The sequence below is a fragment of the Microbacterium sp. Soil_C_42 genome (genome assembly GCF_057656735.1).
Genome location: NZ_JBDGJU010000007.1, coordinates 26,094 through 51,163 on the forward strand (window position 1 = coordinate 26,094; position 25,070 = coordinate 51,163).

A 25,070-nucleotide genomic window follows, 5' to 3' on the forward strand; every position below is an offset into this window, starting at 1 on the left:
CGATCCCACCGAGAAGAAAGAGCAATCATGAAGAAGGCACGCAGAACAGCAGCGACGCTGACCGTGGGCGCGGCCACGGTCGCGGTGCTCCTCACGGGCTGCGCCCCGAGCGGCAACGACGGCGGCGGCGAGCAGGGCCCGATCACGCAGGATCAGATCGACGAGGCGATGAGCACCCCGACGGAGCTCACCTTCTGGACCTGGGTTCCCGACATCCAGAACGAGGTCGATCTCTTCGAGGAGAAATACCCCGACATCTCGGTGAAGGTCGAGAACGTCGGCCAGGGCCTGGCCCACTACCAGAAGCTCCGCAGCGCGATCGAGGCGGGCGAGGGCGCCCCGGATGTCGCGCAGATCGAGTACCAGTACATCCCGTCGTTCGTGCTTCCCGAGTCGCTCCTCGACCTCACCCCGTACGGCGCGGACGACCTCGCAGACGACTACGTCGGCTGGGCGTGGAACCAGGTGTCGCCGGGGGATGAGGTGTGGGCGATCCCGCAGGACGTGGGGCCGATGGGCAACCTGTACCGCGAGGACATCCTCTCGGCGGCGGGCATCACCGAGGCTCCGGCCACGTGGGACGACTACGCGACCGCCGCGAAGGCCGTCAAAGACACCACGGGCTCGTACATCTCGAACCTCGGCGCGACGCAGGCCGGGCAGATGATCGGGTTCTTCTGGCAGGCGGGCGTCAAGCCGTTCGGCTACGACGGTGAGGAGACCGTGACGATCGACGTCAACAGCGACGACGCGAAGAAGGTCGCCGACTACTGGACCGGCCTGATCCAGGACGACCTCATCTCGACCGACGTCGACTTCAACGACAACTGGTACCAGGGCCTGGCCAGCGGCAAGTACGCCGGATGGCTGACCGCCGCGTGGGGCCCGATCTTCCTTCAGGGGACGGCCGCCGACACCTCTGGGCTGTGGCGCGCGGCGCCGCTGCCGCAGTGGAGCGCCGGCGAGGAGGTCTCGGGCAACTGGGGCGGCTCGTCGGACGCGGTGCTCGCGTCGAGTGAGAATCCGATCGCCGCGTACGAGCTCGCGAAGTTCATCAACAACGACAAGGAGTCGGCGATGATGCTCGCGACCGAGCAGTTCCTCTACCCGCCGCAGGTGTCGGTCCTCGAAGACCCGGCATTCGCCGACCAGGAGTCGGAGTTCTACGGCGGCCAGCAGGTGAACAAGCTGTTCGCGGAGATCTCCACGACCGTCGACACCGACTTCCAGTGGCTCCCCTTCATGGACTACGTGTACTCCACCTATGAAGAGACCATGGGCACGGTGATCGCGGAGAAGGGCGACATCAGCGCCGCCCTCGACACCTGGCAGGACCAGCTCGTCACGTACGCAGAGGACCAGGGCTTCACCGTCGAGTGAGCCCGAAGGGTGCCCGCCCGGCGCGGGCACCCTTCGCCTCGGCCGATCGCACCGCCTCCGTGGTGCGATCGGGCGGTCCCACAGCATCCATTCGAAAGGAGACCCCGTGGCGAACGCATCCGCACTGCCGGCCGCGCGTCCCGCAGTGCCCGAGAAGAAGCGGCGCACGAGCCCCGCCAAACGCAAGCAGTACCGCGCCGCCTATCTGTTCCTGCTGCCGTTCTTCGTCGTGTTCATCACGATGCTCGTCATCCCGCTCGTCTACGCGGGGTACCTGAGCCTGTTCGAGAGCAAGCTCATCGGCGGCGAGGTGTTCGCGGGCCTGAACAACTACGTCCGGGCGCTGACCGATCCGCAGTTCTGGGCCGGCCTCGGCCGGGTGGCGCTGTTCTTCATCGTGCAGGTGCCGATCATGCTCGGCCTCGCCCTGTTCTTCGCGCTCGCGCTCGACACGTTCCTGGCGCGGGGATCGAAGGGCATCCGGCTGCTGATCTTCATGCCGTACGCCGTTCCGGCGGTCGTGGCGACGCTGATGTGGGGCTACCTGTACGGCCCGGACTTCGGTCCGATCGCCCAGATGGCGCGGGCACTGGGACTCGGCACCCCCGACTTCCTGTCGGCCGAGAACATCCTCGGCTCGATGATGAACATCGTCACGTGGGAGTTCGTCGGCTACAACATGATCATCATGTACGCCGCCCTGCGCGCGATCCCGGGTGAGCTGTACGAGGCGGCCGAGATCGACGGGGCGGGCCAGTTCCGGCTGGCGTGGAGCATCAAGATCCCCGCCATCCGCCCGGCGATCCTGCTGACGGTGATCTTCTCGGTGATCGGGTCGTTCCAGCTGTTCGCCGAGCCGAATCTGCTCAACATCATCGCCCCCGACGCGATCACCATGGGCTTCACGCCGAACTACTACGCGTTCAACGTCGCCTTCATCAACCAGGAGCTGAACTACGGTGCGGCTCTCGCGTTCCTGCTCGGAATCGTGATCGCGATCGTCTCGTACTTCGTGCAGCTCGGATCCGAGCGATCCGCGCGCCGTGAGCGGAAGGGGCTGGCATGACCTCCACCGAGACCCGCACGCTGCTCACCGGGGAGCGGCTCGACCGCCCGTCGACGTCCTACAGTCGCTCCCGCCGGCGCAGCTGGCTGCTGACGATCCTGCTGTGGCTGTGCGTGCTGTACTTCGTGCTGCCGCTGTGGTGGCTGTTCGTGTCGTCGACGAAGGACAACTCCGCGCTGTTCTCCACCTTCGGGCTGTGGTTCGGAGGCGAGCTGTCGCTGTGGGACAACCTGCAGACGCTGTTCACGATCCGCGGCGGCCTGTTCACCCGGTGGCTCATCAACACGGTGGTGTACTCCGTGACCGCGGCGGTCGGCGCGACGCTGCTGTCGGCGATGGCGGGCTACGCCTTCGCGAAGTACGAGTTCCCCGGCAAGAAGGTGCTCTTCAGCGCGACCCTCGGGGCGATCATGATCCCGCTGACGGCTCTCGCCCTGCCGACGTACCTGCTGTTCGCGCGAGCCGGGCTGACCGACACCCCGTGGGCCATCATCATCCCGTCGCTCGTCAGTCCGTTCGGGGTGTACCTCATGCGCGTGTACGCGGCCGACGCGATCCCCGACACGCTCATCGAGTCGGCGCGCGTCGACGGAGCTGGCGAGTTCCGCACGTTCTGGCAGGTCGGCTTCCGCCTCCTCGGACCGGGGCTCGTCACGGTGTTCCTCTTCTCGCTCGTCGCGACGTGGAACAACTACTTCCTGCCCCTGGTCATGCTGAACTCCTCGGAGCTATATCCGATCACCGTCGGCCTCGCCCAGCTCCAGGCGGCGGCCTCCGCAGGCGGCGGTACGCAGGCGCTGTTCTCGACCGTGATCACCGGCTCGTTCGTGTCGATCCTGCCGCTGATCATCGCCTTCCTGTTCCTGCAGCGGTACTGGCAGTCGGGCCTTGCCACGGGAAGCGTGAAGGGCTGATCGCGCGCGGATGACGGATGCTGCGCCGCAACGCCGTGCGGGAGGCTGGATGCGCCGGCCTCCCGCACTCCTGCCCGGGCTCGCCTCGATCGCAAGACCCTCGGGGCCGGTCCTCCCGGTCTCGCAGACGCACGCGGCAGCGCTTCGCCCATAGGGTGGGCATATGAGGCAACCGTCGTATGCGAAGGGCATGGCGCGGCGCGACGAGATGCTCGCAGCGGCGATGCACGCCATCGCGAGGGCCGGTTTCCGGCGGCTCAGCCTGCGCGAGATCGCGCGCGAGAGCGGCGTGGAAGCCGCGCACCTCGTCTACTACTTCGGCTCGCGCGACGGACTGCTCAAGGCTGTCATCGAGAGATGGGATGCCGACACCCAGGCTGCGCGCGCCGTCGAGGCCGTGCCCGACCGGCCTCTCGACTTCCTCGTCGAGCATGTGCGTCTCAATCTGTATGTGCCCGGGTTCGTGCACCTGCTGCACTCGTTCGCCGCCGAGGCCGTCGCGCCCGACCACGAGGCGCACGCGTTCTTCCGCGAGCGCTACGAGCGCGTCGCGCAGCAGATCGCGGAGGGGATCACCGCGGAGCAGGATGCCGGCCTGATCCCGCCCGATCTCGATCCGGCGGACGAGGCGCAGCGGCTCATCGCCGTGTCGGACGGCGTGCAGCTGCAGGCGCTGCTCGACGAGCGGATCGATGCCGTCGCCCTGCTCGCCGGCGCCGTCGAGGCGCTGCGGTCGCTGGCCGACGACCCGGCGGTGCGGTTGAGCGACGAGTCCGTGCCGCAGCTGGCCTCGCTCCGCAAGGGCATCGCCGCGTCTGCGTGAGCCCCCCGAACGCTGTGCGGAGAACCGCCGAGTCGAGAACGCACACGACGGCCCCGGCGCGATGTCGCGCCGGGGCCGTCGTGCCGCTGATCAGTTCGCAGGGGAGAATCCGAACAGCGACGGGTAGGAGTTGGTCGGCCACATCGCCACGGCCGTGCCGCTGTCGTGCGCGAAGCTGCCCTGCTTGCGGTACCAGGGCGCGAACCACGCCTGATCCGTGATGTAGGCGTTGAGGTCCTTCGTGGCCTGTTCCGCCTCCTCCGGCGTGCCCAGCTGGATCGTCGAGATGTAGTCGTCGACCTGCGGGTCCTGCGAGTGGAAGGGGTTGAAGGTCGCCTCGGGGGCGATCATGAAGTTGATCAGCTGCCAGTCGGGGTTCTGCTCGAGTGACATCCAGGTGGCGGGGTACTTCGGGGCGAGCATGTCGGTGATGAAGTTGCCGACGCCGGGGTCGGTGTAGTCGACCGTAATCCCGATGTCGGCGAGCTGCTGCGCGACGAGGTCGAAGGTCGTCTGGAACGCCGGAGTCGACATCATGGCGAGGGTGAAGCCGTCGGGGTAGCCCGCTTCGGCAAGGAGCTCCCTGGCGCCTTCGGGGTCGTACTCGTAGGTGCTGTCGAGGGCCTCGTCGTAGCCGACCGATGTCGTCGGGAAGACCTGCTGCGTGAGGGTTCCGTAGCCGGCCTGCAAGACGTCCAGCAGTGCCTCGCGGTCGAAAGCCATGTTGATGGCCTGCCGCACCCTCACGTCGGCGAGCTCGGGCGCCATCGCCCCGGACCGATCGAGCAGGATGAGGCCGTGGAAGTCGAGCTCGTTGGACGCGACCTCCCAGCCCGACGCCGACACCTCGTCGATCGCGTCGTTGTTGACCAGCGGCAGCCCGTTGGCTTCGCCGGCCTTCATCGCGTTGAGAGCGGCGGTCGGGTCGTCGATGACGTTGATGGTCAGGCTGTCGTAGTGGACGGCGTCGGGGTTCCAGTAGTCCGGATTCGCCGTGTAGACGTAGGTCGTTCCCGTGACCGACGCCGCGCTGTCGAGCACGTACGGGCCCGAACCGACGGGGGAGGTCGCCGACGAAGGGTCGTCGAAACTGGACGGGGCTTGGATCAGGCCGGGGGCGATCGACAGCAGATTGATGAGGGAGGGGTCGGGCGCGGGCTGGGTGATGGTGACCGTCGTCGCGTCGACGGCTTCGAACACCTTGCCGGCGAAGGTCGCCGCCTGCGGTGCCGTGCCGTCACGGAAGCGCTCGAGGCTGGCCACCACGGCCTCGGCATCCAGTGCGGTGCCGTCGCTGAACTCGACGTCGTCGCGCAGGGTGAGCGTGAGCACCGTGCTGTCGTCGTTGTACTCCCAGTCCGTCGCCAGCCAAGGAATGATCTCTCCGGCGGCGTCCTTCTGCAGCAAGGTGTCGAACACCGCCTGGAAGAACACGCTCCGGTTGCCGTACTCGGCGCCCTGTCCGATGTCGTAGCTCGTGGGTGACGCGATCGCGATCAGCGTGAGTCTCTCCGCGCGCCCTGAGTCTCTCGAGCCCTCGTCCGCGCCATCTCCGCCGGCGCAGCCGGCGAGGGTGAGCGAAGCGACGATCGCGAGGGCTGCTGTGGCCTTCCAACGGAACATCCTTGGTCCCTTCTCGTGGAGGTGATCCGTCAGTGGACCGCCATGGCCGGAGAAGCTATCAGCTTGTTTTGAACATTGTCAAAGATTACTTCTCCGACTGCCGAGAAATCTTTTACGATGCTAAAGTCAACGCGTCGCCGATGACCGAAGGAGTGTCGATGCTGCCCAGAGCCCTGCCCGAACCGGAGCTGTTCCATCCCGAGAGGGGCGAACCGGCGCTGCGCTGGGGCGTCCTCGGTGCCGGCTGGATCGCGGGGTTCTTCGTCGCCGCCGTGCAGAAGCACTCCGCGCAGAAGGTGGTCGCCGTCGCCGCCCGCGCCCAGGCCAAGGCCGAGAGCTTCGCCCAGGCCCACAGCATCCCGACCGCTCATGCGAGCGTCGACGCGCTGCTCGACGATCCGGGCGTCGACGTGATCTACGTCGCGGCACCGCAGAGCGAGCACCTGTCGCTCGGACTGCGCGCGATCGCCGCCGGCAAGCACGTGCTCATGGAGAAGCCGCTCGCCACAAGCGCCGCTGACGCGCAGCAGCTGGTCGACGCGGCGCGTGCCGCCGGCGTCTTCCTCATGGAGGCGATGTGGACGCGGTATCTGCCGCAGACGCGGATGATCCGTCGCGTGATCGACGAGGGGATCCTCGGCGACGTCCGCAGCGTCATCGCCGACCACGGCCAGCCGCTCGCCGACGACCCGGGTCACCGGCTGCTCCAGCCTGGCACGGGGGGCGGAGCACTGCTGGATCTCGGGATCTACCCGATCCAGCTCGACTCGATGGTGCTGGGCGAGCCGTCATCGATCACGGCCGTCGGCTCGCTGACCCCGTCCGGGGTGGACGCGACCTCGACGGTGGTGCTCGGCCACGGCACGGAGCAGTCCACGCTGATGACCTCGATCCTCACGCGCACGCCGACCGTCGCATCGATCTGCGGCACGACCGCGCGGATCGACATCGAAGGGCCGTTCCACATCCCGACCGCGATCACCCTGCGCTCGCACGATCTCTTCGAAGAGCCCGTCGTCTGGCGTGACCCGACCGGGGTGGGGCTCATGGACGGGCTGGCCTGGGAGGCGACCGCCCTCGCCCGCTACGTCGGGGAAGGCCGCGCGGAGTCCCCGCTGCACACGCACGCCGAGACCGTGTCGATCCTCGCGACGATCGACGAAGCGCGCCGGCAGCTGGGCGCGCGCTGATGGGCTGGGCACGCACGCTCGCCGACGGGCAGGTCGCCCGCGTCCACGTGTACGACCTCGCGACGGGGGAGAGCACGGTGGTCCACGTCGACCGCGAGGTTCTCGTCGAGGCGCCGAACTGGACGGCCGGCGGCGACCTGATCCTCAACGGCGACGGGATCCTCTGGCGCATGCCCGCCGACGGCTCCGCATCGCCCGCTCCGATGCGGATCGAGAAGCTGCCGGAGCTCAACAACGACCATGTGCTCGCGCCTGACGGCGACACGATCTACGTGTCGGCCAACGACGGCCACCTCTACGCGGCGTCCCTCACGACCGGTGCGGTGCGGAAGGTGACGCCGGACGGCGCTGCGCACTTCCATTTCCTCCACGGGGTCAGTCCCGACGGCGAGCAGCTGGCGTACGTGGCGCTGAACCCCGCCAACGGCTGGGACAGCGGCACCATCCGCGTGATCGATGCAGCCGGGTCGTGGGATGCGGCGCTCACCGAAGGTCGCGGGCCCGACGACGGCTCGGAGTATGCGCCCGACGGCGAGTGGATCTTCTTCAACACCGAGCGGTTCACCGATGCCCCGGGCCACGCACAGATCGCCCGCATCCGTCCGGATGGCACGGGCCTCGAGCAGCTGACCTTCGACGAACGTGTCAACTGGTTCCCGCACATCGATCCCACGGGCACCCGGGCGGTGTTCCTCAGCTTCCCTGTCGGCACGGAGGGCCACCCCGCCGACCTGCCCGTACAGCTCCGGGTGGTCGATGACATCTCGCAGACGGATGCGTGGACCCGGGGTCGAGTCGCGGTCGAGCTGTTCGGTGGCCAGGGAACCATCAACGTCAACAGCTGGTCGCCCGACGGCACCCGCTTCGCCTACGTGGACTACCCGATCGCACGCGCCGGCGACGGCGAGAAGGAGGAGTGATGGAACAGGATCTCGTCGCAGCGCTGGAAGCGGGGGAGGCCGAGCTCACCTGGGATCGGTTCGGCACGGACGAAGCGTGGCGGCTGGGCAGCGCGGTGCGCGCGCTCGCGGAGGAACGCGGGCACGGAGTGGCCATCGACATCCGCCGCGTCAACGGGATGATCCTGTTCCGCAGCGCGCTGCCCGGCGTGACCGTGGATCAGGAGGACTGGATCCGGCGCAAGAGCGCGGTGGTGTTCCGGTTCGAGACGAGCTCGGCGCTGTTCGCGGCGCGGATGGCCGCCGCGGGCTACGATCCCACCGCCGTCGGGTGGCTGGCAGCCGGCGACTACGCGGTGACCGGCGGCTCGGTGCCCATCCGGGTCCGCGGAGCCGGCGTCGTCGCCGCGCTGACGCTGTCGGGGCTGTCGTCCGAGGAGGACCACGCGCTCGCCGTGGAGGGGATCCGCGCGACGCTCACGACGTGACGGCCGCCCGCGCGGCGCGCGGGCGCGGCGGCGTCGGCGGGTCGGAAGGTGGGCGCGCACGAACCTCCGCCCCGCCGCTCGGCGGTTGCGGTCTCGTCGCGGTCGACGCGGAGAGGGCGAGGGGGCGGTGCGGTCCGCGGACGTCGTGTTCGGCGGTGCAGAGGAGCTCGAGCTGCTGTTCCCCGACGTCGGCGCGCAGGCTGCTGCGCGTCGTCTGCTCGACGGCGTCGCCTCAGAGGTCGTGCTCAAGCTCGGCGCGGCCGGCGCGACCGTGTTCCGGCCCGGAACCGCCACCGATGGTCCCGGCTTCCGCATCGACGCCGTCGACACCGTCGGCGCCGGCGACGCGTTCGTCGCCGGCTACCTGAGCGGCATGCTCGCCGGTCTCGCGGTCGCAGCCACCCTGCGTCGCGCGAACACGTGCGGCGCGATGGCCTGCCTGACGCCGGGGGACTGGGAAGCCGGACCCTCACTGCGCGACGTCGAGGCCTTCCAGCGCGGCGACGCGGATCCCGTGCGCCGCTGAGCGACCCGCTCCTCGCTGCGCAGGCGTCGGGTGTACTGTCACCGAGATGAGCCAGTCGCGCCTGCCGAAGAAGGTCTACGAACGCGAATTGCGGCGACTGCAGGCGCAGCTCGTCGACATGCAGGCCTGGGTTCAGGCATCCGGCGCGCGGGTCGTCGTGATCTTCGAGGGGCGGGATGCCGCGGGCAAAGGCTCGACCATCAAGCGGGTCGGCGAGTACCTGAACCCGCGGGTCACCCGCACGGTCGCCCTGCCGACCCCGACGGAGCGGGAGAAGACCCAGTGGTACTTCCAGCGCTACGTGCCGTACCTGCCGGCGGCGGGCGAGATCGTCCTCATGGACCGCTCCTGGTACAACCGCGCCGGCGTCGAGCGCGTGATGGGCTACTGCACGAATGCGGAGTATCACCGCTTCCTCCACCAGGCGCCGATCTTCGAGCGCATGCTGGTAGAGGACGGGGTCATCCTCCTCAAGTACTGGTTCAGCGTCTCTCCTGATGAGCAGGAGGCGAGATTCCGCTCGCGGGCCGATGATCCGATGCGGCGCTGGAAGCTCAGCCCCAACGACGTGCTCTCGATCACCCGCTGGGAGGACTACTCCCGCGCGAAAGACACGATGTTCGTGCACACCGACATCCCCGAGGCGCCGTGGTTCGAGGTGCCGTCGGTCGACAAGCGCCGCAGCAGGATCAACATGATCTCCCACCTGCTGGCGAGCATCCCCTACGAGCTCGTCCCGCGTGAGGAGGTTGCGATCCCGGTCCGTCCGCAGTCCCGCGGATACGAGCGACCGCCCCGCAATCTGGAGAACTACGTGCCCGACGCCGCCGCGGAGCTGGAACGCGCGGCTCACGACGACTGACCGGGGCGGAGGCGGAGCACTCCTGCGCGCCGACCCCGCGTGCTCGCGCGATCGTGGCGTGGGCGCGATCGCATGGTCGCGACGTGGATGGGACTGGTGCGCACCGACCCGCGTCGTCGACGTGACGCGGGCTCCCTTCGCCGGCGCCTGTCCTCGGAGCCGGTCCGCCTCGGAGTCATTGTTGGATAGCGTTATCTGGTCACGCTCGCCCGTGTGAGAGGAAGTCGATGCCGAAGCCCGCCAAGCCCCCCACCCTCACCGACGTCGCGCGCCTGGCCGGTGTGTCGGTGCCGGCGGCGTCGCGTGCGCTCAATGGCGGGGTGCGCGGCAAGAAGAGCGGGTCGCCGGAGCTGCGCGAACGCGTCGAAGAGGCGGCCCGCACGCTCGGCTATGCCGTGAGCCCGGCGGCTCAGGCCATCAAGGGCGGCCGGGCGCGCACGGTGGCGTTCATCGTGGCCGACATCGACGACTTCGGCTCGGCGACCATGATCTCGGGCATCATGCACGCCGCCGAGGAACGCGGCATCTCGGTCGCCGTGCGCACGACGCGCGACGACCCGACGCGAGAGCTCGACCTCTTGACGCAGCTGCGCGGCGAGCGCCATCTCGCGGTGGTGATGGCGACGAGCCGGACGACGGATGCGGCGCGCGAGGCGGCGGTGAAGGAGCACCTCGCGGTGCTGCGGGACCACGGGGCGAAGATCGTCGTGATCGGCGACAACGAACTCGGCTTTCCCACCGTGACCGTGGACAATCGGCACGCCGCCCGCCTGCTGGCGGAAGGGCTGGTGGACGCCGGGTGCCGGCGATTCGCGCTCGTGTCCGGTCCGGTCGGTGAGATCACGGCGCTCGAGCGCGTCGGCGGCTTCGTGGAAGGCCTCGCGCACCGGGGACTCGCCGTGGACGAGGGCGACATCGTGCACACCGAGTTCTCTCGTGACGGTGGCCACCGCGCGGTGGACCAGTTGCGGCATCGACTCGGCGAGGTCGACGTCATCGCGGCCATGAGCGACGCGATGGCGGTCGGTGTGATCGCGCGTCTGCGCGATCTCGGCGTAGCCGTGCCCGGTGGCATCGAAGTGACCGGATTCGACCACGTCCCCATGCTGGGCGATGTCCTGCCGGGATTCAGCACGGTCGAGGTGCCGCTCGAGCAGTTCGGCGAAGCGGCGCTCGCTCTGGCGCTGGACGAGCCTGCCGACGGCGTCGACACGGTCGGCCTCAGCGGCACGCCGATCATCCACGGCGAGGCGATCGCAGCCGTCGATCGCTGACGCCGGGTGCGTGCCGCGGCGTTCGGGGCGGAGGCGAGGAAAGCGGCTTCCAGAAAGAGTGGCAAACGTTGTCCACTTTGAGATACTCTCTCGGTGACGGAATCGTTCCGGCACGAATCAAGGGAGATCACATGCACGACGCAACGACGCGGGCAGGGGTGCAGCGGCGCCGTTCTGCCTGGCTCGCGGGCGCAGCGGGTGTCGCCGTCGCGGCTCTCGCGCTCACCGGCTGTACCAGCTCGGGAGGCGACGGCGATGACGCCGGCACCGCTCCGAAGACCACCATCCGCTTCCTCTACGCCACCGGCGACGAGACCTGGAACTCGGTCGTGGACGCAGTGGTCGAAGCCTTCAACGAGCAGAGCGAGACGACGACCGTCCAGCTCGACCCGCTCCCGGCGGGAAGCGACTATGCAACGGCGCTGAAGACGATGGATGCCACGGGCAACTGGCCGGCCGTCGTCGACATGCGGGACACCCTCACCTACATCAACGCCGGCAAGCTCGCGCCGATCCCCGAGTCGGTCACCGAGCTCATCGAGCCGGAGGCGGTCGGCTCGGCCGAAGACGGCAACGTCTACACCGTGCCGTACAGCGCGCTCAACGGCGAGATCGGCCTGAACATCGTCTACAACAAGGACTACTTCGAAGAGAACGACCTCGAGGTCCCCGAGACGTACGACGACTTCACGGACCTCCTCGCGGACATCAAGGCCAACGGCGACGAGCCCCTGGCCACCGCGGCGGCCGAGGTCTGGCCCAGCGACCAGCTGTGGAAGCAGCTCGCCTCGCCGTACTTCGCCGAGTGGGGGGACGAGGGCGGGTTCTGGACGGCTGCCCAGAACGGCGACGCCACGATCGAAGACCTGCGCGAGCCGCTGCAGGAGCTCCTCGACATCACGAACGAGTACGTCCTCGAGGGCTGGCAGTCCACCGCGGACGCGCAGACCACGACGCTGCTGGTGAACGACATGGCCGTGATGGCGACGTCGTCCGCCGGCATCGGGCGCCTGAACGACATCAACAAGGTCGATCCGGACTTCAACGCCGGCCTGTTCATCGTCCCGGGTGAGGACGGCTCGATCAACGTGCTGAAGAACGCCGTCAACGGCGACACCGCCGGTGGCCTGGCCATCTCGTCGCAGGCGGCGGACGACGACGACCAGTACGCATCGGCGACCGAGTTCCTCGAGTTCTTCTACCAGGTCGACACCGCCAACCTCATGGAGGCGAACGGCTGGCTCGCACCGAACATCGTGGCGGCCGACGAGATCGAGCGGAACACCTCGATCCCCGGCGCCGAGGACTATTTCGCCCTGCTCGAGAGCCCGGATCTCGTCTGGTACGAGAACGTCTCGGACCTGTCGACGTTCAGCGCCTTCAACACCTTCTTCCGCCAGGCGCGGATCGAGATGCAGGACGGGCAGTCGTCGATCGACGACACCATCGCCAAGGTGCAGGCCGAGTTCGACAAGACGGTCGCCGCAGGCTGATCCACACCGGATGTCGCGGTGCCCGGGTCCGCCCGGGTACCGCGACCGGGAGCCGAGGAGGTCTCCATGACAGATCAAAGTGCTTCGCAGGGGCAGACCCAGGTCGTGGGCGCCGCCGTCCGCTTGAGCGGCGGAGGTCCGCTCGACGGAGCGCCGGAGGGCGCCCCCGACGACGTGCCGTTCGTGCCGGTCGGGCCCGAACGCGAGCAGCGCCGCACGCGGCGGTTCCGCTCCGCGCGGTGGGTCATGCTGGGCTTCGTCGCTCCGGCGCTCGTCATCTACCTGCTCATGGTGATCGTGCCGTCGATCCAGTCCCTCCAGCTGAGCTTCACGAACTGGGACGGCATCAGCCCCGACTACGAGTACATCGGCGCCCGAAACTACGAAGAGATCCTGACGAGCGGCCGGTTCTGGAACGCGGTCAAGAACACGTTGATCCTGGGGCTCGGCTCGGCCGTCATCATCAACGCGATCTCGCTCGGCGTCGCGCTCATGCTCGACAAAGTCGGTCGCTGGCAGGGCTTCTTCCGCACCGCCGTCTATCTGCCGGCGCTGGTGAGCGGCTTCATCCTCGCGACCGTGTGGAAATACCTCCTCAACTTCAACTTCGGCGCGGTGAACACGTTCCTGCGCGACGCCGGCTTCCCCGAGTGGGCTCGTGACTGGCTGGGCGACAGCTCGATCGTGGTGGGCGTCATCCTCTTCATCACGTGCTTCACGCTCGGCGGCAACACGACGCTCATCTACCTCGCGAATCTGCAGTCCGTGCCGCAGGAGCTGACCGAGGCGGCGCGCATCGACGGAGCCAACAGTCGCCAGGTGTTCCGGCACGTCACGTGGCCGATGCTCGCCGGAGCCGTCACCGTCAACATGACCCTCGCGATGATCGCGGGCTGGACCATCTTCGATCAGGTCATGGTCCTCACCGCCGGCGGGCCAGGTTTCGTCAGCGAGACCATGGCGTTCTTCATCTACAAGGTCGGGTTCGGCGAGTACCGCGCCGGCTTCGGCAGCGCCGCCGCGATCGTGCTGTTCCTCGTGGTGATCATCAGCACCGTCGCGGCGAACGCGTACATGCGCAAGAGGGAGATCCAGGCATGAGCACCGATACCGAACTCCTCGTCGCCCCGGAGCGCGCGCCGCGCCGACTTCGGACCAAGCCGAAGAAGCTCACCGCGGGACAGATCGTCGTCATGGCTGTGCTCGCCGTGCTGGTGCTGATCGTGGCGAGCCCCGTGATCTACGCGTTCCTGAACTCCTTCCGGTCATACGCCGAGATCACGGTGGACCCCATGGGCCTGCCCACCCAGTTCACCCTCGACAACTACATCCAGCTGTTCCAGCAGACGGACTACGGCGAGGCGCTGCTCAACACGCTCATCATCACGGTCGCCACCGTCGTGCTTCTGGTGGCGATCGTGCCGATGGCCGCCTACGGGATCGAACGGATCGGCGGACGGACCTCTCGGTTCCTGTACATCCTGTTCATCGCGGGTCTGATGATCCCGTTCCAGGTGCGCATGATCCCTCTCGTGAAGGGCTTCGACGACGTCGGGCTGTACAGCACGCTCACGAGCGTCATCCTGGTCCACCTCGGCGGGGCGGCGAGCTTCGGCATCCTGCTGTACTGCAGCTTCATCAAGGGCATCCCGATCGAGGTGGAGGAGGCTGCGCACGTCGACGGGGCCGGGCGTCTGCGGACGTTCTGGTCGATCGTCTTCCCGATGCTGCTTCCGGTGACCTCCGCGTTCGTGATCATCCAGGCGCTCGGCCTGTGGAACGACTTCTTCATCCCGTTGGTGTTCCTCGACTCGTCGTCGGCCGGCACGATCAACGTCGCCATCAACCGGATGGTGGGCCTGCTCACGTCGCAGTGGCAGCTGATCTACACCGGCGCGATCCTCGCCATCATCCCCTCCGTCGCGATCTTCGCGGCGTTCCAGCGCTACTTCATCAAGGGCATGTCGGTGGGGGCGGTGAAGGGATGACCGCATCGAACACAGCGTCGCGCACGGCCGGCATCGGCGCGCGGATGCGGGCGATCCTCGCACTCGACGGTCCCGTCGCCGGGATGGCGCTCACGGTCTTCCAGTACTTCCTGGTGTCGGTGTCGTTCCTCGGATGCCTCGGTCCGGCGCTCGCGTTCGCGGCGCTGGTCGGCTGGCAGCCGACGCACCTGGCGATCTGGCTCGGAGCAGCCTCCCTCCTACCCCTCGTGCCTGCGATGTACGCGCTGCTGCGAAGTACGCGGCGCCTGCTCGCCGAACGTGGCGAAGCACGGGCCGGCCGTCTGTTCTGGAGATCGTTCGCGAGCGGATGCCGCCACCTGGCGTGGGCCGCGATCGCCGCGAGTGCGGTGGTGCTGCTGCTCGCGTACGACTTCGCGTTGTTCGGCGGCTCCGACGCGATGCTGCTGTTCGTCGCGGCCTCCGGTGCAGCATCCCTCGCCTTCTTCATCGCGGTGTCGCTCGCTGCCGAGGCGAAAGGCGAACACGGCACTGTCGCGCTGGCGACCGCGGCGGCCAAGGTCATCGCCCGGCGGCCGCACGTGGTCCTCAGCTGGCTGCTGCTGATCGGCCTCGGCGTCGCGACCCTCGCGCTGCCGGTCGCCGGACCTCCGCTCGCTCTGTTCCTGCCCGCGCTCCTGGGCGTCGGCATCCACATCTGCAATGACGCTCTGCGTCTTCCCCTGATCGACGAGACGAGACACACTTCGTGACTGACGCCGCTTCCTCCACCATCGCCTCGATTCTCACCGCGGACCGGGAGTCCGTGCCCACCGACTTCCGCGCCCGGGTCGGCGCGTTCGAGCTGCGCTGGTCGGCCGATGCGCCGGCTTCGCTGAGCGTTCCGACGTCGACGCACGCGGGCCGCCCGGGTGTCGGGCTCGTGCAGGTGTTCACCGCCGTCGAGCAACGCGCCCGGACGAGTCAGGCCTACTGGCGATCGGCGCTGGGCGAGCGTCTGCGTGTCCAGGGCTCGGACGTCACGACCGACGCGGAGTCATCGCGGGCCGTCGTCGTTCAGACGGATGCGGTGAGCGGGATCCAGGTCCGCACCACGGTCACCGCCGCGATGGGGACGAGCGCCGTCCGCGTCGAGCACGAGGTGCGCAACGGCGGGCGTGCCACGGTCGTGCTGACCGCGGTGTCGTCGGCGACGATCGGCTTCGGCCGCTCGCAGGGCGACCTCGACGACATCGTGTGGGGCACGGCGGCGAGTGAGTGGCTCGCAGAGAACCGCTGGCACGAGACATCCCTGCGGAAGCTGCTTCCCGACATCTCGCTGCCGTTGCATGGGCAGGATGCGCGCGGCCACGCGGCGATCACCAGCCACGGCGCCTGGTCCAGCGGTGAGCATGTGCCGTGCGGGTACCTCACCCGCGGAGATGGTGAGGCGCTGGCATGGCAGATCGAGACGAGCGCCGGGTGGCACGCCGATCTCAGCCAGACGCGCGACGGGGGAGTGCTGTCGCTGCTCGGCCCGACCGACCTCGAGCACCAGTTCGCACACGAGCTCCTGCCGGGCGAGACCTTCGCGGTCGTGCCGGTTGCGATCGCGACATCGCCCGCCGCGCGCGATGGTGCGATCGCCGAGTTGACCCGCTACCGACGGTGGCTGCGTGGCCCCGCGCGCGACCAGGCGCTCCCGGTCGTCTACAACGACTTCATGAACACCCTCATGGGACAGCCGACGACCGAGCAGCTCCTGCCGCTGATCCGGCGCGCGGCCGACGCGGGTGTCGAGGTCTTCTGCATCGACGCAGGCTGGTTCGCCGACCCGACCATCGGTGACTGGTGGTCGACCGTCGGCGAGTGGCGCGAGGCATCCAGCCGGTTCGCCGAGGGGGGGCTGCGTCGCGTGATCGATGAGATCCGCGCGCGCGGCATGGAGGCAGGCCTCTGGCTCGAGCCGGAGGTGGTCGGCATCGACAGCCCGGCCGCGGCTCACCTGCCCGACGAGGCGTTCTTCCAGAGGTTCGGCCGACGGGTGCAGGAGGATCGCCGCTACCACCTCGACTTCCGGCATCCGTCCGCTCGTGGGCATCTCGACGCGACCGTCGATCATCTCGTCGCCGAGTACGGCATCAGCTATCTCAAGCTGGACTACAACATCAATCCCGGCGCCGGCACCGACCATCACGCCACGACCGCGGGGGATGGCCTGCTCGCACATACCCGCGCCTTCTGCGACTGGCTCGAGCGGGTGCAGCAGCGGCACCCCGCACTGCGCCTCGAGAACTGCAGCTCGGGGGCGATGCGCGCCGACTACGCGCTGCTCGCGGTGACACACCTGCAGTCGACCAGCGACCAGCAGGACTTCCGGCTCTACCCGCCGGTTGCCGCGTCCGCGCCGATGTCGATCCTTCCCGAGCAGTGCGGCAACTGGGCGTACCCGGCGCGGGGCATGAGCGACGAGGAGACGGTGTTCACGCTCGTCAGCGGACTGAGCGGGCGGCTGTACCTGTCGGGCTTCCTCGACGAGCTGCGATCTGAGCAGAGGGCGCGCATCGCCGAGGCGGTGGCGCTGCACAAGGTTCTCCGCGAGCAGCTCGCCGACGCGGTGCCGTTCTGGCCTCTGGGGCTGCCCGCGTGGGACGCGCCGACCGTATGCCTCGGGCTGCATACGACGGACGGCGACCTGCTGTTCGTGTGGGATCGGAATGCCTCGCCCGCTGCGTTCGAGCTTCCCGGCGTGCACGGCGGGGTCGATGTGCTGTTTCCCGCCGCCGACTCGGTGAACGGTCGCGAATGGCGGCTGCAGCCCGCCGAAGGCGGCCTGTCGCTCGTGACGCCGGCGGGGCTCGGCGCGCGCGTGCTTCGGGTGCGCCGTGGCTGAGCCTGCGGCGATCCGGCCCGGCCGCACGTTCGCCGACGATCGCGGACGCACGGCGCAGCTGCACGGCATCGGTCTGCAGCGCGTCGGCGACCGCTGGTACGCGTGGGGTGAGGACAAGACGGCCGGCGACCGGTTCACGGCCGTCGCGTGCTACTCCTCGCCCGACCTGGCGACGTGGGCGTTCGAGGGCAACGCTCTCACCGCCGGCGCCGGTGACATCGGCGCGGACCGCATCGTCGAGCGCCCGAAGGTGCTGCAGCGGCCCGACGGACGGTGGGTGATGCTCCTGCACGTCGACACGGGCGACTACGCGTACGCCCGGGTGGGATTCGCGATCGCCGATCGCCCGGAGGGGCCGTACGAGTACGCGCGCAGCGAGCGGCCTCTCGGCAACCTCAGCCGCGACATCGGCGTGTTCCAGCATGACGGCGTCGGCTACCTGCTGTCGGAAGACCGTGATCACGGCCTTCACATCTACCGCCTGCGCGACGACCACCTCGGTGTCGACAGCGTCGTGGCTACGCTTCGGCAGCAGGCGAACCCTGCCGTCGGCTACGAGTCGCCGACCCTCGTGCACCACGACGGCCGCTTCTGGCTCTTCGGTTCCGACCTCACCGGGTGGAGCATGAACGACAACATGTACACGAGCGCAGCGAGCCTGTCGGGGCCGTGGGAGGACTGGCGCCCGATCGCGCCACCCGGCACCAACACCTTCGAGTCCCAGGTGAGTGTCGTCATCCCGGTCGGCGACGGGTTCGTCTACATAGGCGACCGCTGGACGCCCGACGACCTCGCGGAGTCCGCGGCGGTCTGGCTCCCGCTTCGCATCGACGAGGGGCAGGTGCGCCTCGAGTGGCGCGACGCCTGGAGCATCGAGGAGCTGGGAGCATGAAGGCCGCGCTGCTGATGGACCCCACCTTGGTGCCGTTCGTCTTCGGCGAGCAGGAGACGCGGCGCCTGACCGAGATCCTCGACGTCGACATGACGGATGCCGCGACCTCCCTCGACGAGCTTTGCGACGCCGCCCACGTCGAGCTGCTCCTCACCGGCTGGGGTGTGGTGCGACTCGGCGCGGAGCAGCTCGACGCGCTGCCGGCGCTGCGCGCCATCGTGCACTGGGGCGGCGGGATCGGATTCCTGGACGAGGCGGCATCGGCGCGCGGCATCCATGTCTCCACCGCCCGTGCCGCCAACGCGATCCCCGTGGCGGAGTTCACCCAGGCGATGATCACGCTCGCCGCCAAGCACGTGTTCTGGCTCTCGCGCCGGTACAGCGCCGAGCAGCAGTTCATTGGCCGTGAGGTGGCCGCCCCGCGAGCCGGCCTGTATCGCACCACGGTCGGGATCGTCGGCGCTTCGGCGATCGGCACGCTCGTGATCGAGAAACTCGCTGCGAGCGACGTGACCGTGCTGCTGTACGACCCGTACGCCACGCCGGCGACCGCTGCGGCGCTCGGCGTCGAGCTCGTCGACGACCTCGCGGAGCTCGCGCGGCGCAGCGACATCTTGTCGATCCACGCCCCCGAGACGCCCGCGACCATCGGGATGATCTCGCGCGATGTGCTCGCGGCGCTGCGCGAGGGCGCCACGGTGATCAACACCGCGCGGGGCGGGCTCATCGACCAGGACGCGCTGGTCGCCGAACTGCGGGCCGGCCGGCTGCGGGCAGTCCTCGACGTGACCGAGCCCGATGTGCTCGAGCCGGGGCACCCGCTGTACTCGATGCCCAACGTGTTCCTCACGCCGCATCTGGCCGGCTCGATGGGCGTCGAGCTGCGACGCCTCGGCGAGGCGGCGACCGCCGAGGTCGAGCGGTTCGTCGCGGGCGAGCCCTTCGCCCACCCCACTCCGCCTGTTCCGTCGTCCTCCACGCCCGCACCCCCGTCCTGAGTCGTCTCGCGAGGAGCACCCGGTCATGGCTGTGATCCACAACCCCGTGCTGCGGGGATTCAACCCCGACCCGTCGATCCTCCGTGTGGGCGACGACTACTACATCGCGACGAGCACGTTCGAGTTCCACCCTGCCGTCCGCCTGCATCACTCGACCGATCTCGCCACCTGGTCCACGATCGGGCACGCGCTCGACGACGGTTTCGACCTGCGGGGCATCCCCGATTCCGGCGGAGTGTGGGCACCGAGCCTGTCGTACGCCGAGGGAAAGTTCTGGCTCGCCTACTCGATCGTGCGGACGATGGACGGCGACGACAAAGACATCGACAACTACCTCGTGACCGCCGATGCCGTGACGGGGCCGTGGAGCGCGCCGGTCCATCTCGGCTCTCGCGGCTTCGACTTCTCGTTCTTCCACGACCCCGACGGCACTCACTGGATCGTCGGTGTGCAATGGGACCAGCGCCCCGAGCACTCGTCGTTCTCGGGGCTCGTCGTCGAGCAGTACTTGCCTGACGAGCGCCGCACGACGGGCGAAGCCACGGTGATCCACCGCGAAGACGGACTCGTCGAGGGACCCAACCTGTATCGCCTCGGCGACTGGTACTACCTGCTCATCGCGGCGGGCGGCACCGGCTGGAACCACGGCATCACGCTCGCACGCTCGCGCGATCTGCTCGGGCCGTACGAGCGCGACGCGCGCGAGGCCGTGCTGACGACGAGAGATGCGCCGGGGCATCCGCTGCAGAAGGCCGGTCACGGTGAACTCGTGCAGACTGCGGAGGGCGACTGGCTGCTCGTGCACCTGGCGAGCCGCCCGACGCTGCACCTCGGCGAGCGTTACAGCACGCTCGGCCGCGAGACGTGCCTGCAGCGCGTCGAGTTCGACGCCGACGGCTGGCTGCGGCTCGCCGACGGCGGGCATCACGCGGCGGTCGAGGTGGTGCTCGGCTCCCCGCCGGATGAGGGCGCGGATGCCGCTCCCGGCGCCCGCGAGTGGGTCGACGAGTTCGACGGGACCGCGCTCGACTCGCGACGCTGGACGACCCTGCGCGCGCCGCTGCCGCACGACGTGGCGGACCTCGCGGCGCGCCCCGGATGGCTGAGGCTGCGGGGCGGGCACTCCACCGCATCTGTGTTCGATCAGTCCATGCTCCTCACCCGCGTCGAGGAGCACCGCGCCGAGTTCGAGTGCGTCGTCGACGCCGAGCCCCGCTCGCCGCGGGAGGCTGCTGGGCCCATCGCCTGGTACGACAGGTCGGGCTGGATCTGGCTGCAAGTCACGCACGATCGGGACAACGGCCGCCACCTGCGGGTCGTGCGGCGCGATGGCTCGACCACGACGCGATCGGCTGCTGTGGCGGTGCCGGACGGCCCGCTGAGGCTGCGGACCGTGCTGGACGGGCCGGAACTCCGATTCGCCTGGGCCGGTGTCGGGGAGGAGTGGACGGCCGTTCCCGGCGTGCATCCGGCGTGGACGCTGTCGGACGACCACGGCCCGCGCCTGCGGTTCACAGGACTCTTCGTCGGCGTACGCGCCGATGACCTCGATGGGCGTGGCTGGACCGCCGACATCGCGTCCGCGCGCCTGCGCTTCACGCCGTGAACCACTCCTGATCAGGGGTTGACGCGGACCCCGTCTTTGTGACATTCGTTAAGTGGCAAACGCTATCCATCCACCCGCGCCGTCGTCTCGTACGGCGCAGACACAGAAGAGAGATCGATGAAGATCGCACGACGACGTCGTTTCCACCAGGTGGTCGGGGCCTTCACGGCAGGGCTGCTCGTGCTCGGCGGTGCCCTCGTGGCTGCTCAGCCGGCAGCCGCGCACGCGGCGCCACCACCACCACCCGAGATCGTCCGCACCGTCAGCGACGCCGGGTTCTCGCACCCGGGCCTCGGCTTCACCGCGGACCACCTCGAGAACATGCGCACGCAGGTGCTCGCCGGGGCCGACCCGTGGGCGAGCTACTACGAGGCGATGTCGCAGACCCGGTACGCGGCGCGCGACTTCCGGGCGGAGAACGCCCAGCCCGGTACCGACACCCCGAAGAACGACGCGTACGCGAGCGCGGGCATGCGCTCCAGCGCGCTGCGCGACAGCCTGGGGGCGATGGCCCAGGCGCTCGAGTACGTGGTGACCGGCGATGAGCAGTACCGGGCCAACGCGCTCCATGTGCTGCGCACCTGGAGCAGCCTCGACCCGGCGAAGTACGCGTACTTCGCCGACGCCCACATCCACACCGGCGTGCCGCTGTACTACATGCTGATCGCGGCGGAGGTGCTGCGGGGCACCGAGCCGGTGAGCGACTCGCTCGGCGGGTACGACCTGCGGTGGACCGCCCAGGACCAGCAGCGCATCGAGGACAACCTCGTGCACCCGGTGCTCGACACGTTCCTGTACTCCCCGAACCGGCTCTGGAACCAGCATCTGTACGGCGTGATCGGCATGGTCGCCGCGGCGATCTTCGTCGACGACGCCGATCTGTACGCCGAGCGCGTCGAGTGGTTCACGGTCAACGCGGGCTACCAGAGCGAGCACGACCTGTATGGCGGAAACGTCAACGGGGCGCTCGCCTCGATCTTCCGAGAGGTGCCCGCAGACGCCCCCGGCAACACCACCGGGCAGTCCTTCGTCCAGCACATGGAGATGCTGCGCGACCAGGCACACGGTCAGGGCGACGTGGATCTGCTCGTCGCCCTCGCGCGCCTCGTCGACAACCAGGGCACGACGCTCGACCCCGTGGCCGGCACCGTCTCGGACGCACCGGACGCGGTCTCGCCGTACCGGTTCCTCGACAACCGCATCCTCGCGGGCGCCGACACGTTCGACGCCTTCATGATGGGCGAAGAGGTGCCGTACATCCCCGCGAACGAGGGCGGCGCGATCTCGCAGGCGTATCGCGGCCGACTGCAGGATCCACTCAGTGAGGCGTACCTGCAGTACCGCTACGTCGCCGGCGTCGATGTCGAGACCGAGGCGCCCCACGTCGCCGAACTCTACGAGCGCCGCGACGGGCCGCTGTACTACTACGGCTCGGGCGTTCAGAACTTCTGGAACGACCGTGGCTCGGACTACACGGGCGCCGAGTACTGGGTGGCGTTCCCGCCGCAGCTCGCCGAGGTGGAGGGCGCGGCCGCGCCACTGGCACCCAGCGCGGAGCTGTCGGCGGGAACCTTCGGCAAGGCGCTGGGCGCGGGAGCGCACGCCGACGCGGATGCCGACGGCACCGCCTTTGTGCGGCTCGACGCAGCGGCAGCCGACGCCCAGGTGGCCGTCCGGCGTGCGGTGTGGGCGGATCGCAGCAAGACCGCTCTCGTCGGGATCCGAGTGCGCAGCGACGGCGTGGCGCGCCTCGAACTCGCACGCACGGGCGGCGAGGCGCCGTTCGCCGAGGTGGTCGTCCCCGACACCGGCGGGCAGTGGCGCTACGTGTGGGTCGATCTGCACCTCGACAAGACGCCGGGCGCCGTCGGCGACAACATCGTCTTCGTCAAGGCGACCGGCGGCGACGGCTCGGTCGATGTCGCGGGTGTGCTCGCGCAGGCGAACGGCGTGCTGACCCCGCCGATCTTCGAGGACGCCCCGGCGGTCGACGTCATGGCAGTGGCAGGCGAGCCGTGGACGCGCTCCTTCGGCACGACCGACGCGTCCGGCGGCGAGACCCGCATCGAGCTGCAGAACGCCCCGGCGGGTGCGTCGATCTCCGGGAGCACGGCCAGCTGGACGCCCGCGCGTTCGGGTAGCGCGCAGCTGGTGCTCGTCGCGTCCGACGACACGGCGGTCACGGCCCTTCCGGTGGCGGTGACCGTCGCCCCGAACCGCGCCGCCGCGATCGGCAAGCTGCTCGATCGCATCGAGGGGACACGCGAGCTCTACACCGCCGCATCCTGGCAGCGGGTGGATGAGCTGCACGCGCAGGCGAAGAAGGTGCGCAACACCGCGGACTCGGCGACCTTCGCCGCCCTGCTCCAGCAGCTGGGGGACGCGGTCGACGAACTCGAGGTACTCAGCCCGCGCCTGGCGGACGGCACGCTCGACTTCTCGGGCATCGCCAGCGCACCGGGACTCACGTCGGCGCAGGTGCGTGCGCTCGTGGACGGCGACAACCAGACGTCCTGGGGCGACCAGCGCGTGGCGGGGATCGTCTTCGACTTCGGCCCGGGCTTCCGGGTCACGTCGTCGGCGTTCGGATTCCAGGCGCGAGACACCTTCCCCAACCGGGCAGAGGGCACGAACGTGTACGGCTCCGACGACGGCGCGACCTGGACGCTGCTCACCGAGCGTCCCAACGCGGGACAGGATGCCGCGATCGAATGGATTCCCGTGCGCGCGGACGTGCGCGACCAGCGGTTCCGGTTCCTCAAGTTCCAGGTCGACGAGCCGGGCGTGCCGTCCGACCCTGCGTACCCGGGCATCTGGAGCATCGCCGACATCCGGATCGACGGCGTGCGCAGCGAGGCGACCGGTGCCATGGACACCGTCTCGCTCCGGTCGCCGGACGGCGTGGCCGGCCGGGTCGTGCCCGGCGACCGCATCGAAGTGCGCATGACGGGGCCGGCAGGCAACACCGACGTGGCGGTCACCGTGCTGGGCGAACCGGCCGAGGTGACGTCGCCGGCGGCGGGCGAATGGGTCGCGACGGCGGTGATCCCCTCGAGTGCACCGGCCGGCGGGTCGGTCACGTTCGACGTCCGCTTCACCACGCCGGACGGCAGGTCGGCGGATGCGATCGCCGCGACGTCGGACGGGTCGAAGCTCTTCCTCTCGACCGACGTCGGGCTGGTGGACGACGCATTCCGCGCCGCGCGGGTGCTTCGCCCGGACGGCCTGGTCGACACAGCGTGGACCCAATACACCGCGAAGATGTTCGACGGAGACGCGGCGACGCACTCCGACACCCGTCTGAACTCCGGCACGTATGGCAACGTGTGGGACCTCGGTGCGGACCAGCGCGTCACGCTGACCGGCGCCGAGATCCTCGTCCGGCAGGACGGATACGGCACGTCCCGCATCGCGGACATGCGGCTGGAAGGCTCGAACGACCTCCAGTCGTGGACCCGTCTCACGCCGGCGGCGCCCGCGAAGACGCTCGAATGGCAGCGGTGGGCGGTGCAGGGCGATACCGGTTACCGGTACGTCCGCATCGTCAACGGCCAGATCCTCGGCGTCGCCGAGCTGCACCTGTTCGGGAGCGTGAGCCCCGCGCAGTGAGCAATCGACGGGTGGGAGCCCGCGCCTCGTGTGGGCTCCCACCCGTGTCGGGTGCTTACATCTCCCGGCTCGACGCCTCGGCGAGGCTCTCGGCCATCTTGGCGAACGACGCCTGCGCGTGGCCGCCGGCGAGGCGCGACGCGAGCGACGCGAACGCCACAGCGCCCGTGATCTGCGCCGCCGCGACATCCCACGGCTCCGGCTGCGGGCCTTCGCCGCGCGGACCGGGCAGCGGAATCGGCAGCCGCCGCGGCCAGCCGGTGCCGCACCAGTCGTCCACCACCTCGGCCACCCAGCCGGGCTGGTCCTCACCCCGGAGGTCGGCCTCGAGCACCGCTTCGGCGATGTACCCCGAGAGCTCCGAGGCCGCGAGCATCCACCGGGGCGGCAGCGGCTGCGGATTGAGCGCCACCGCGTCGAACCTGCTCGCGAGGTGCGCCCGATGGCTGTGGGGCGGGAAGACGTCGAACATCTCCGGCCTGATGCGCCCCAGCAGCGAGAGCATGCGAACAGTGCTGCTGATCTCGTTCCAACTCATCGGTGACTCCCTTTCGGATCGGTGGATTGCATTCCACGCAGCGTCACGCC

The 25,070-nt window shown here is 69.3% G+C and carries 21 protein-coding genes; 19 read left to right on the plus strand and 2 right to left on the minus strand.

The features are described 5' to 3' along the window. The first annotated feature begins 27 nt into the window (after positions 1-27). From AC3A46_RS06510 to AC3A46_RS06525, 4 genes are all read left to right on the plus strand, one after another. On the plus strand, positions 28-1,380 hold the full coding sequence (locus tag AC3A46_RS06510) for an ABC transporter substrate-binding protein (RefSeq protein ID WP_487664387.1): 1,353 nt from the start codon (positions 28-30) through the stop codon (positions 1,378-1,380). Positions 1,381-1,486: 106 nt separating this feature from the next. After that, positions 1,487-2,446: a carbohydrate ABC transporter permease gene (locus tag AC3A46_RS06515; protein WP_487664388.1), complete on the plus strand. Its 960-nt coding sequence runs from the start codon at positions 1,487-1,489 to the stop codon at positions 2,444-2,446. After that, on the plus strand, positions 2,443-3,360 hold the full coding sequence (locus AC3A46_RS06520; protein WP_487664389.1) for a carbohydrate ABC transporter permease: 918 nt from the start codon (positions 2,443-2,445) through the stop codon (positions 3,358-3,360). The genes AC3A46_RS06515 and AC3A46_RS06520 overlap by 4 nt, the downstream gene beginning before the upstream one ends. A 163-nt stretch (positions 3,361-3,523) precedes the next feature. Continuing rightward, complete coding sequence (locus AC3A46_RS06525) at positions 3,524-4,183, plus strand: TetR/AcrR family transcriptional regulator (protein ID WP_487664390.1); 660 nt, start codon at positions 3,524-3,526, stop codon at positions 4,181-4,183. Positions 4,184-4,273: 90 nt separating this feature from the next. Here the strand turns inward: AC3A46_RS06525 and AC3A46_RS06530 are convergent, their stop codons facing one another. Continuing rightward, positions 4,274-5,806, minus strand: a complete 1,533-nt coding sequence (locus AC3A46_RS06530) for an ABC transporter substrate-binding protein (RefSeq protein WP_487664391.1) — start codon at positions 5,804-5,806, stop codon at positions 4,274-4,276. A gap of 158 nt (positions 5,807-5,964) precedes the next feature. Here AC3A46_RS06530 and AC3A46_RS06535 point away from each other — a divergent pair, with 158 nt between their 5' ends. The 15 genes from AC3A46_RS06535 to AC3A46_RS06605 all read left to right on the plus strand — a co-directional run bounded on the left by AC3A46_RS06535 (position 5,965) and on the right by AC3A46_RS06605 (position 24,482). Further along, positions 5,965-6,996 carry a Gfo/Idh/MocA family protein gene (locus AC3A46_RS06535; RefSeq protein ID WP_487664392.1) on the plus strand — a complete coding sequence of 344 codons (1,032 nt, stop codon included), beginning with the start codon at positions 5,965-5,967 and terminating at the stop codon, positions 6,994-6,996. Then, the gene (locus AC3A46_RS06540) at positions 6,996-7,916 is read left to right on the plus strand and encodes a TolB family protein (protein WP_487664393.1); all 921 of its coding nucleotides are present in this window, start codon (positions 6,996-6,998) and stop codon (positions 7,914-7,916) included. The genes AC3A46_RS06535 and AC3A46_RS06540 overlap by 1 nt, the downstream gene beginning before the upstream one ends. Further along, on the plus strand, positions 7,916-8,383 hold the full coding sequence (locus AC3A46_RS06545) for a heme-degrading domain-containing protein (RefSeq protein WP_487664394.1): 468 nt from the start codon (positions 7,916-7,918) through the stop codon (positions 8,381-8,383). The genes AC3A46_RS06540 and AC3A46_RS06545 overlap by 1 nt, the downstream gene beginning before the upstream one ends. 127 nt (positions 8,384-8,510) lie before the next feature. Beyond that, the gene (locus AC3A46_RS06550; RefSeq protein ID WP_487664395.1) at positions 8,511-8,909 is read left to right on the plus strand and encodes a carbohydrate kinase family protein; all 399 of its coding nucleotides are present in this window, start codon (positions 8,511-8,513) and stop codon (positions 8,907-8,909) included. A 46-nt stretch (positions 8,910-8,955) separates the two neighbouring features. After that, positions 8,956-9,771, plus strand: a complete 816-nt coding sequence (ppk2, locus tag AC3A46_RS06555; protein ID WP_487664396.1) for a polyphosphate kinase 2 — start codon at positions 8,956-8,958, stop codon at positions 9,769-9,771. Positions 9,772-9,998: 227 nt separating this feature from the next. After that, positions 9,999-11,045 carry a LacI family DNA-binding transcriptional regulator gene (locus AC3A46_RS06560; protein WP_487664397.1) on the plus strand — a complete coding sequence of 349 codons (1,047 nt, stop codon included), beginning with the start codon at positions 9,999-10,001 and terminating at the stop codon, positions 11,043-11,045. Positions 11,046-11,176: 131 nt separating this feature from the next. Continuing rightward, complete coding sequence (locus tag AC3A46_RS06565) at positions 11,177-12,538, plus strand: ABC transporter substrate-binding protein (protein ID WP_487664398.1); 1,362 nt, start codon at positions 11,177-11,179, stop codon at positions 12,536-12,538. A 66-nt stretch (positions 12,539-12,604) separates the two neighbouring features. Next, positions 12,605-13,639 (plus strand): carbohydrate ABC transporter permease, encoded by a 1,035-nt coding sequence (locus tag AC3A46_RS06570; RefSeq protein WP_487664399.1) that lies wholly within the window; start codon positions 12,605-12,607, stop codon positions 13,637-13,639. Continuing rightward, a complete protein-coding gene (locus AC3A46_RS06575) occupies positions 13,636-14,526 on the plus strand; it encodes a carbohydrate ABC transporter permease (RefSeq protein ID WP_487664400.1) in 891 nt (296 codons plus the stop codon). Before AC3A46_RS06570 ends, AC3A46_RS06575 begins: the two co-directional genes overlap by 4 nt. Next, a complete protein-coding gene (locus tag AC3A46_RS06580; RefSeq protein WP_487664401.1) occupies positions 14,523-15,257 on the plus strand; it encodes a hypothetical protein in 735 nt (244 codons plus the stop codon). The genes AC3A46_RS06575 and AC3A46_RS06580 overlap by 4 nt, the downstream gene beginning before the upstream one ends. Next, complete coding sequence (locus AC3A46_RS06585; protein WP_487664402.1) at positions 15,254-17,377, plus strand: glycoside hydrolase family 36 protein; 2,124 nt, start codon at positions 15,254-15,256, stop codon at positions 17,375-17,377. Before AC3A46_RS06580 ends, AC3A46_RS06585 begins: the two co-directional genes overlap by 4 nt. After that, on the plus strand, positions 17,370-18,269 hold the full coding sequence (locus tag AC3A46_RS06590) for a family 43 glycosylhydrolase (protein ID WP_487664403.1): 900 nt from the start codon (positions 17,370-17,372) through the stop codon (positions 18,267-18,269). The genes AC3A46_RS06585 and AC3A46_RS06590 overlap by 8 nt, the downstream gene beginning before the upstream one ends. Beyond that, positions 18,266-19,267, plus strand: a complete 1,002-nt coding sequence (locus AC3A46_RS06595; RefSeq protein ID WP_487664404.1) for a hydroxyacid dehydrogenase — start codon at positions 18,266-18,268, stop codon at positions 19,265-19,267. The genes AC3A46_RS06590 and AC3A46_RS06595 overlap by 4 nt, the downstream gene beginning before the upstream one ends. 25 nt (positions 19,268-19,292) lie before the next feature. Continuing rightward, complete coding sequence (locus tag AC3A46_RS06600; protein WP_487664405.1) at positions 19,293-20,873, plus strand: glycoside hydrolase family 43 protein; 1,581 nt, start codon at positions 19,293-19,295, stop codon at positions 20,871-20,873. Positions 20,874-20,990: 117 nt separating this feature from the next. After that, positions 20,991-24,482: a hypothetical protein gene (locus AC3A46_RS06605; RefSeq protein WP_487664406.1), complete on the plus strand. Its 3,492-nt coding sequence runs from the start codon at positions 20,991-20,993 to the stop codon at positions 24,480-24,482. Between the two features lie 55 nt (positions 24,483-24,537). Here AC3A46_RS06605 and AC3A46_RS06610 read toward each other — a convergent pair whose 3' ends face one another. Next, on the minus strand, positions 24,538-25,020 hold the full coding sequence (locus AC3A46_RS06610; RefSeq protein ID WP_487664407.1) for a hypothetical protein: 483 nt from the start codon (positions 25,018-25,020) through the stop codon (positions 24,538-24,540). Between the last annotated feature and the right edge of the window lie 50 nt (positions 25,021-25,070).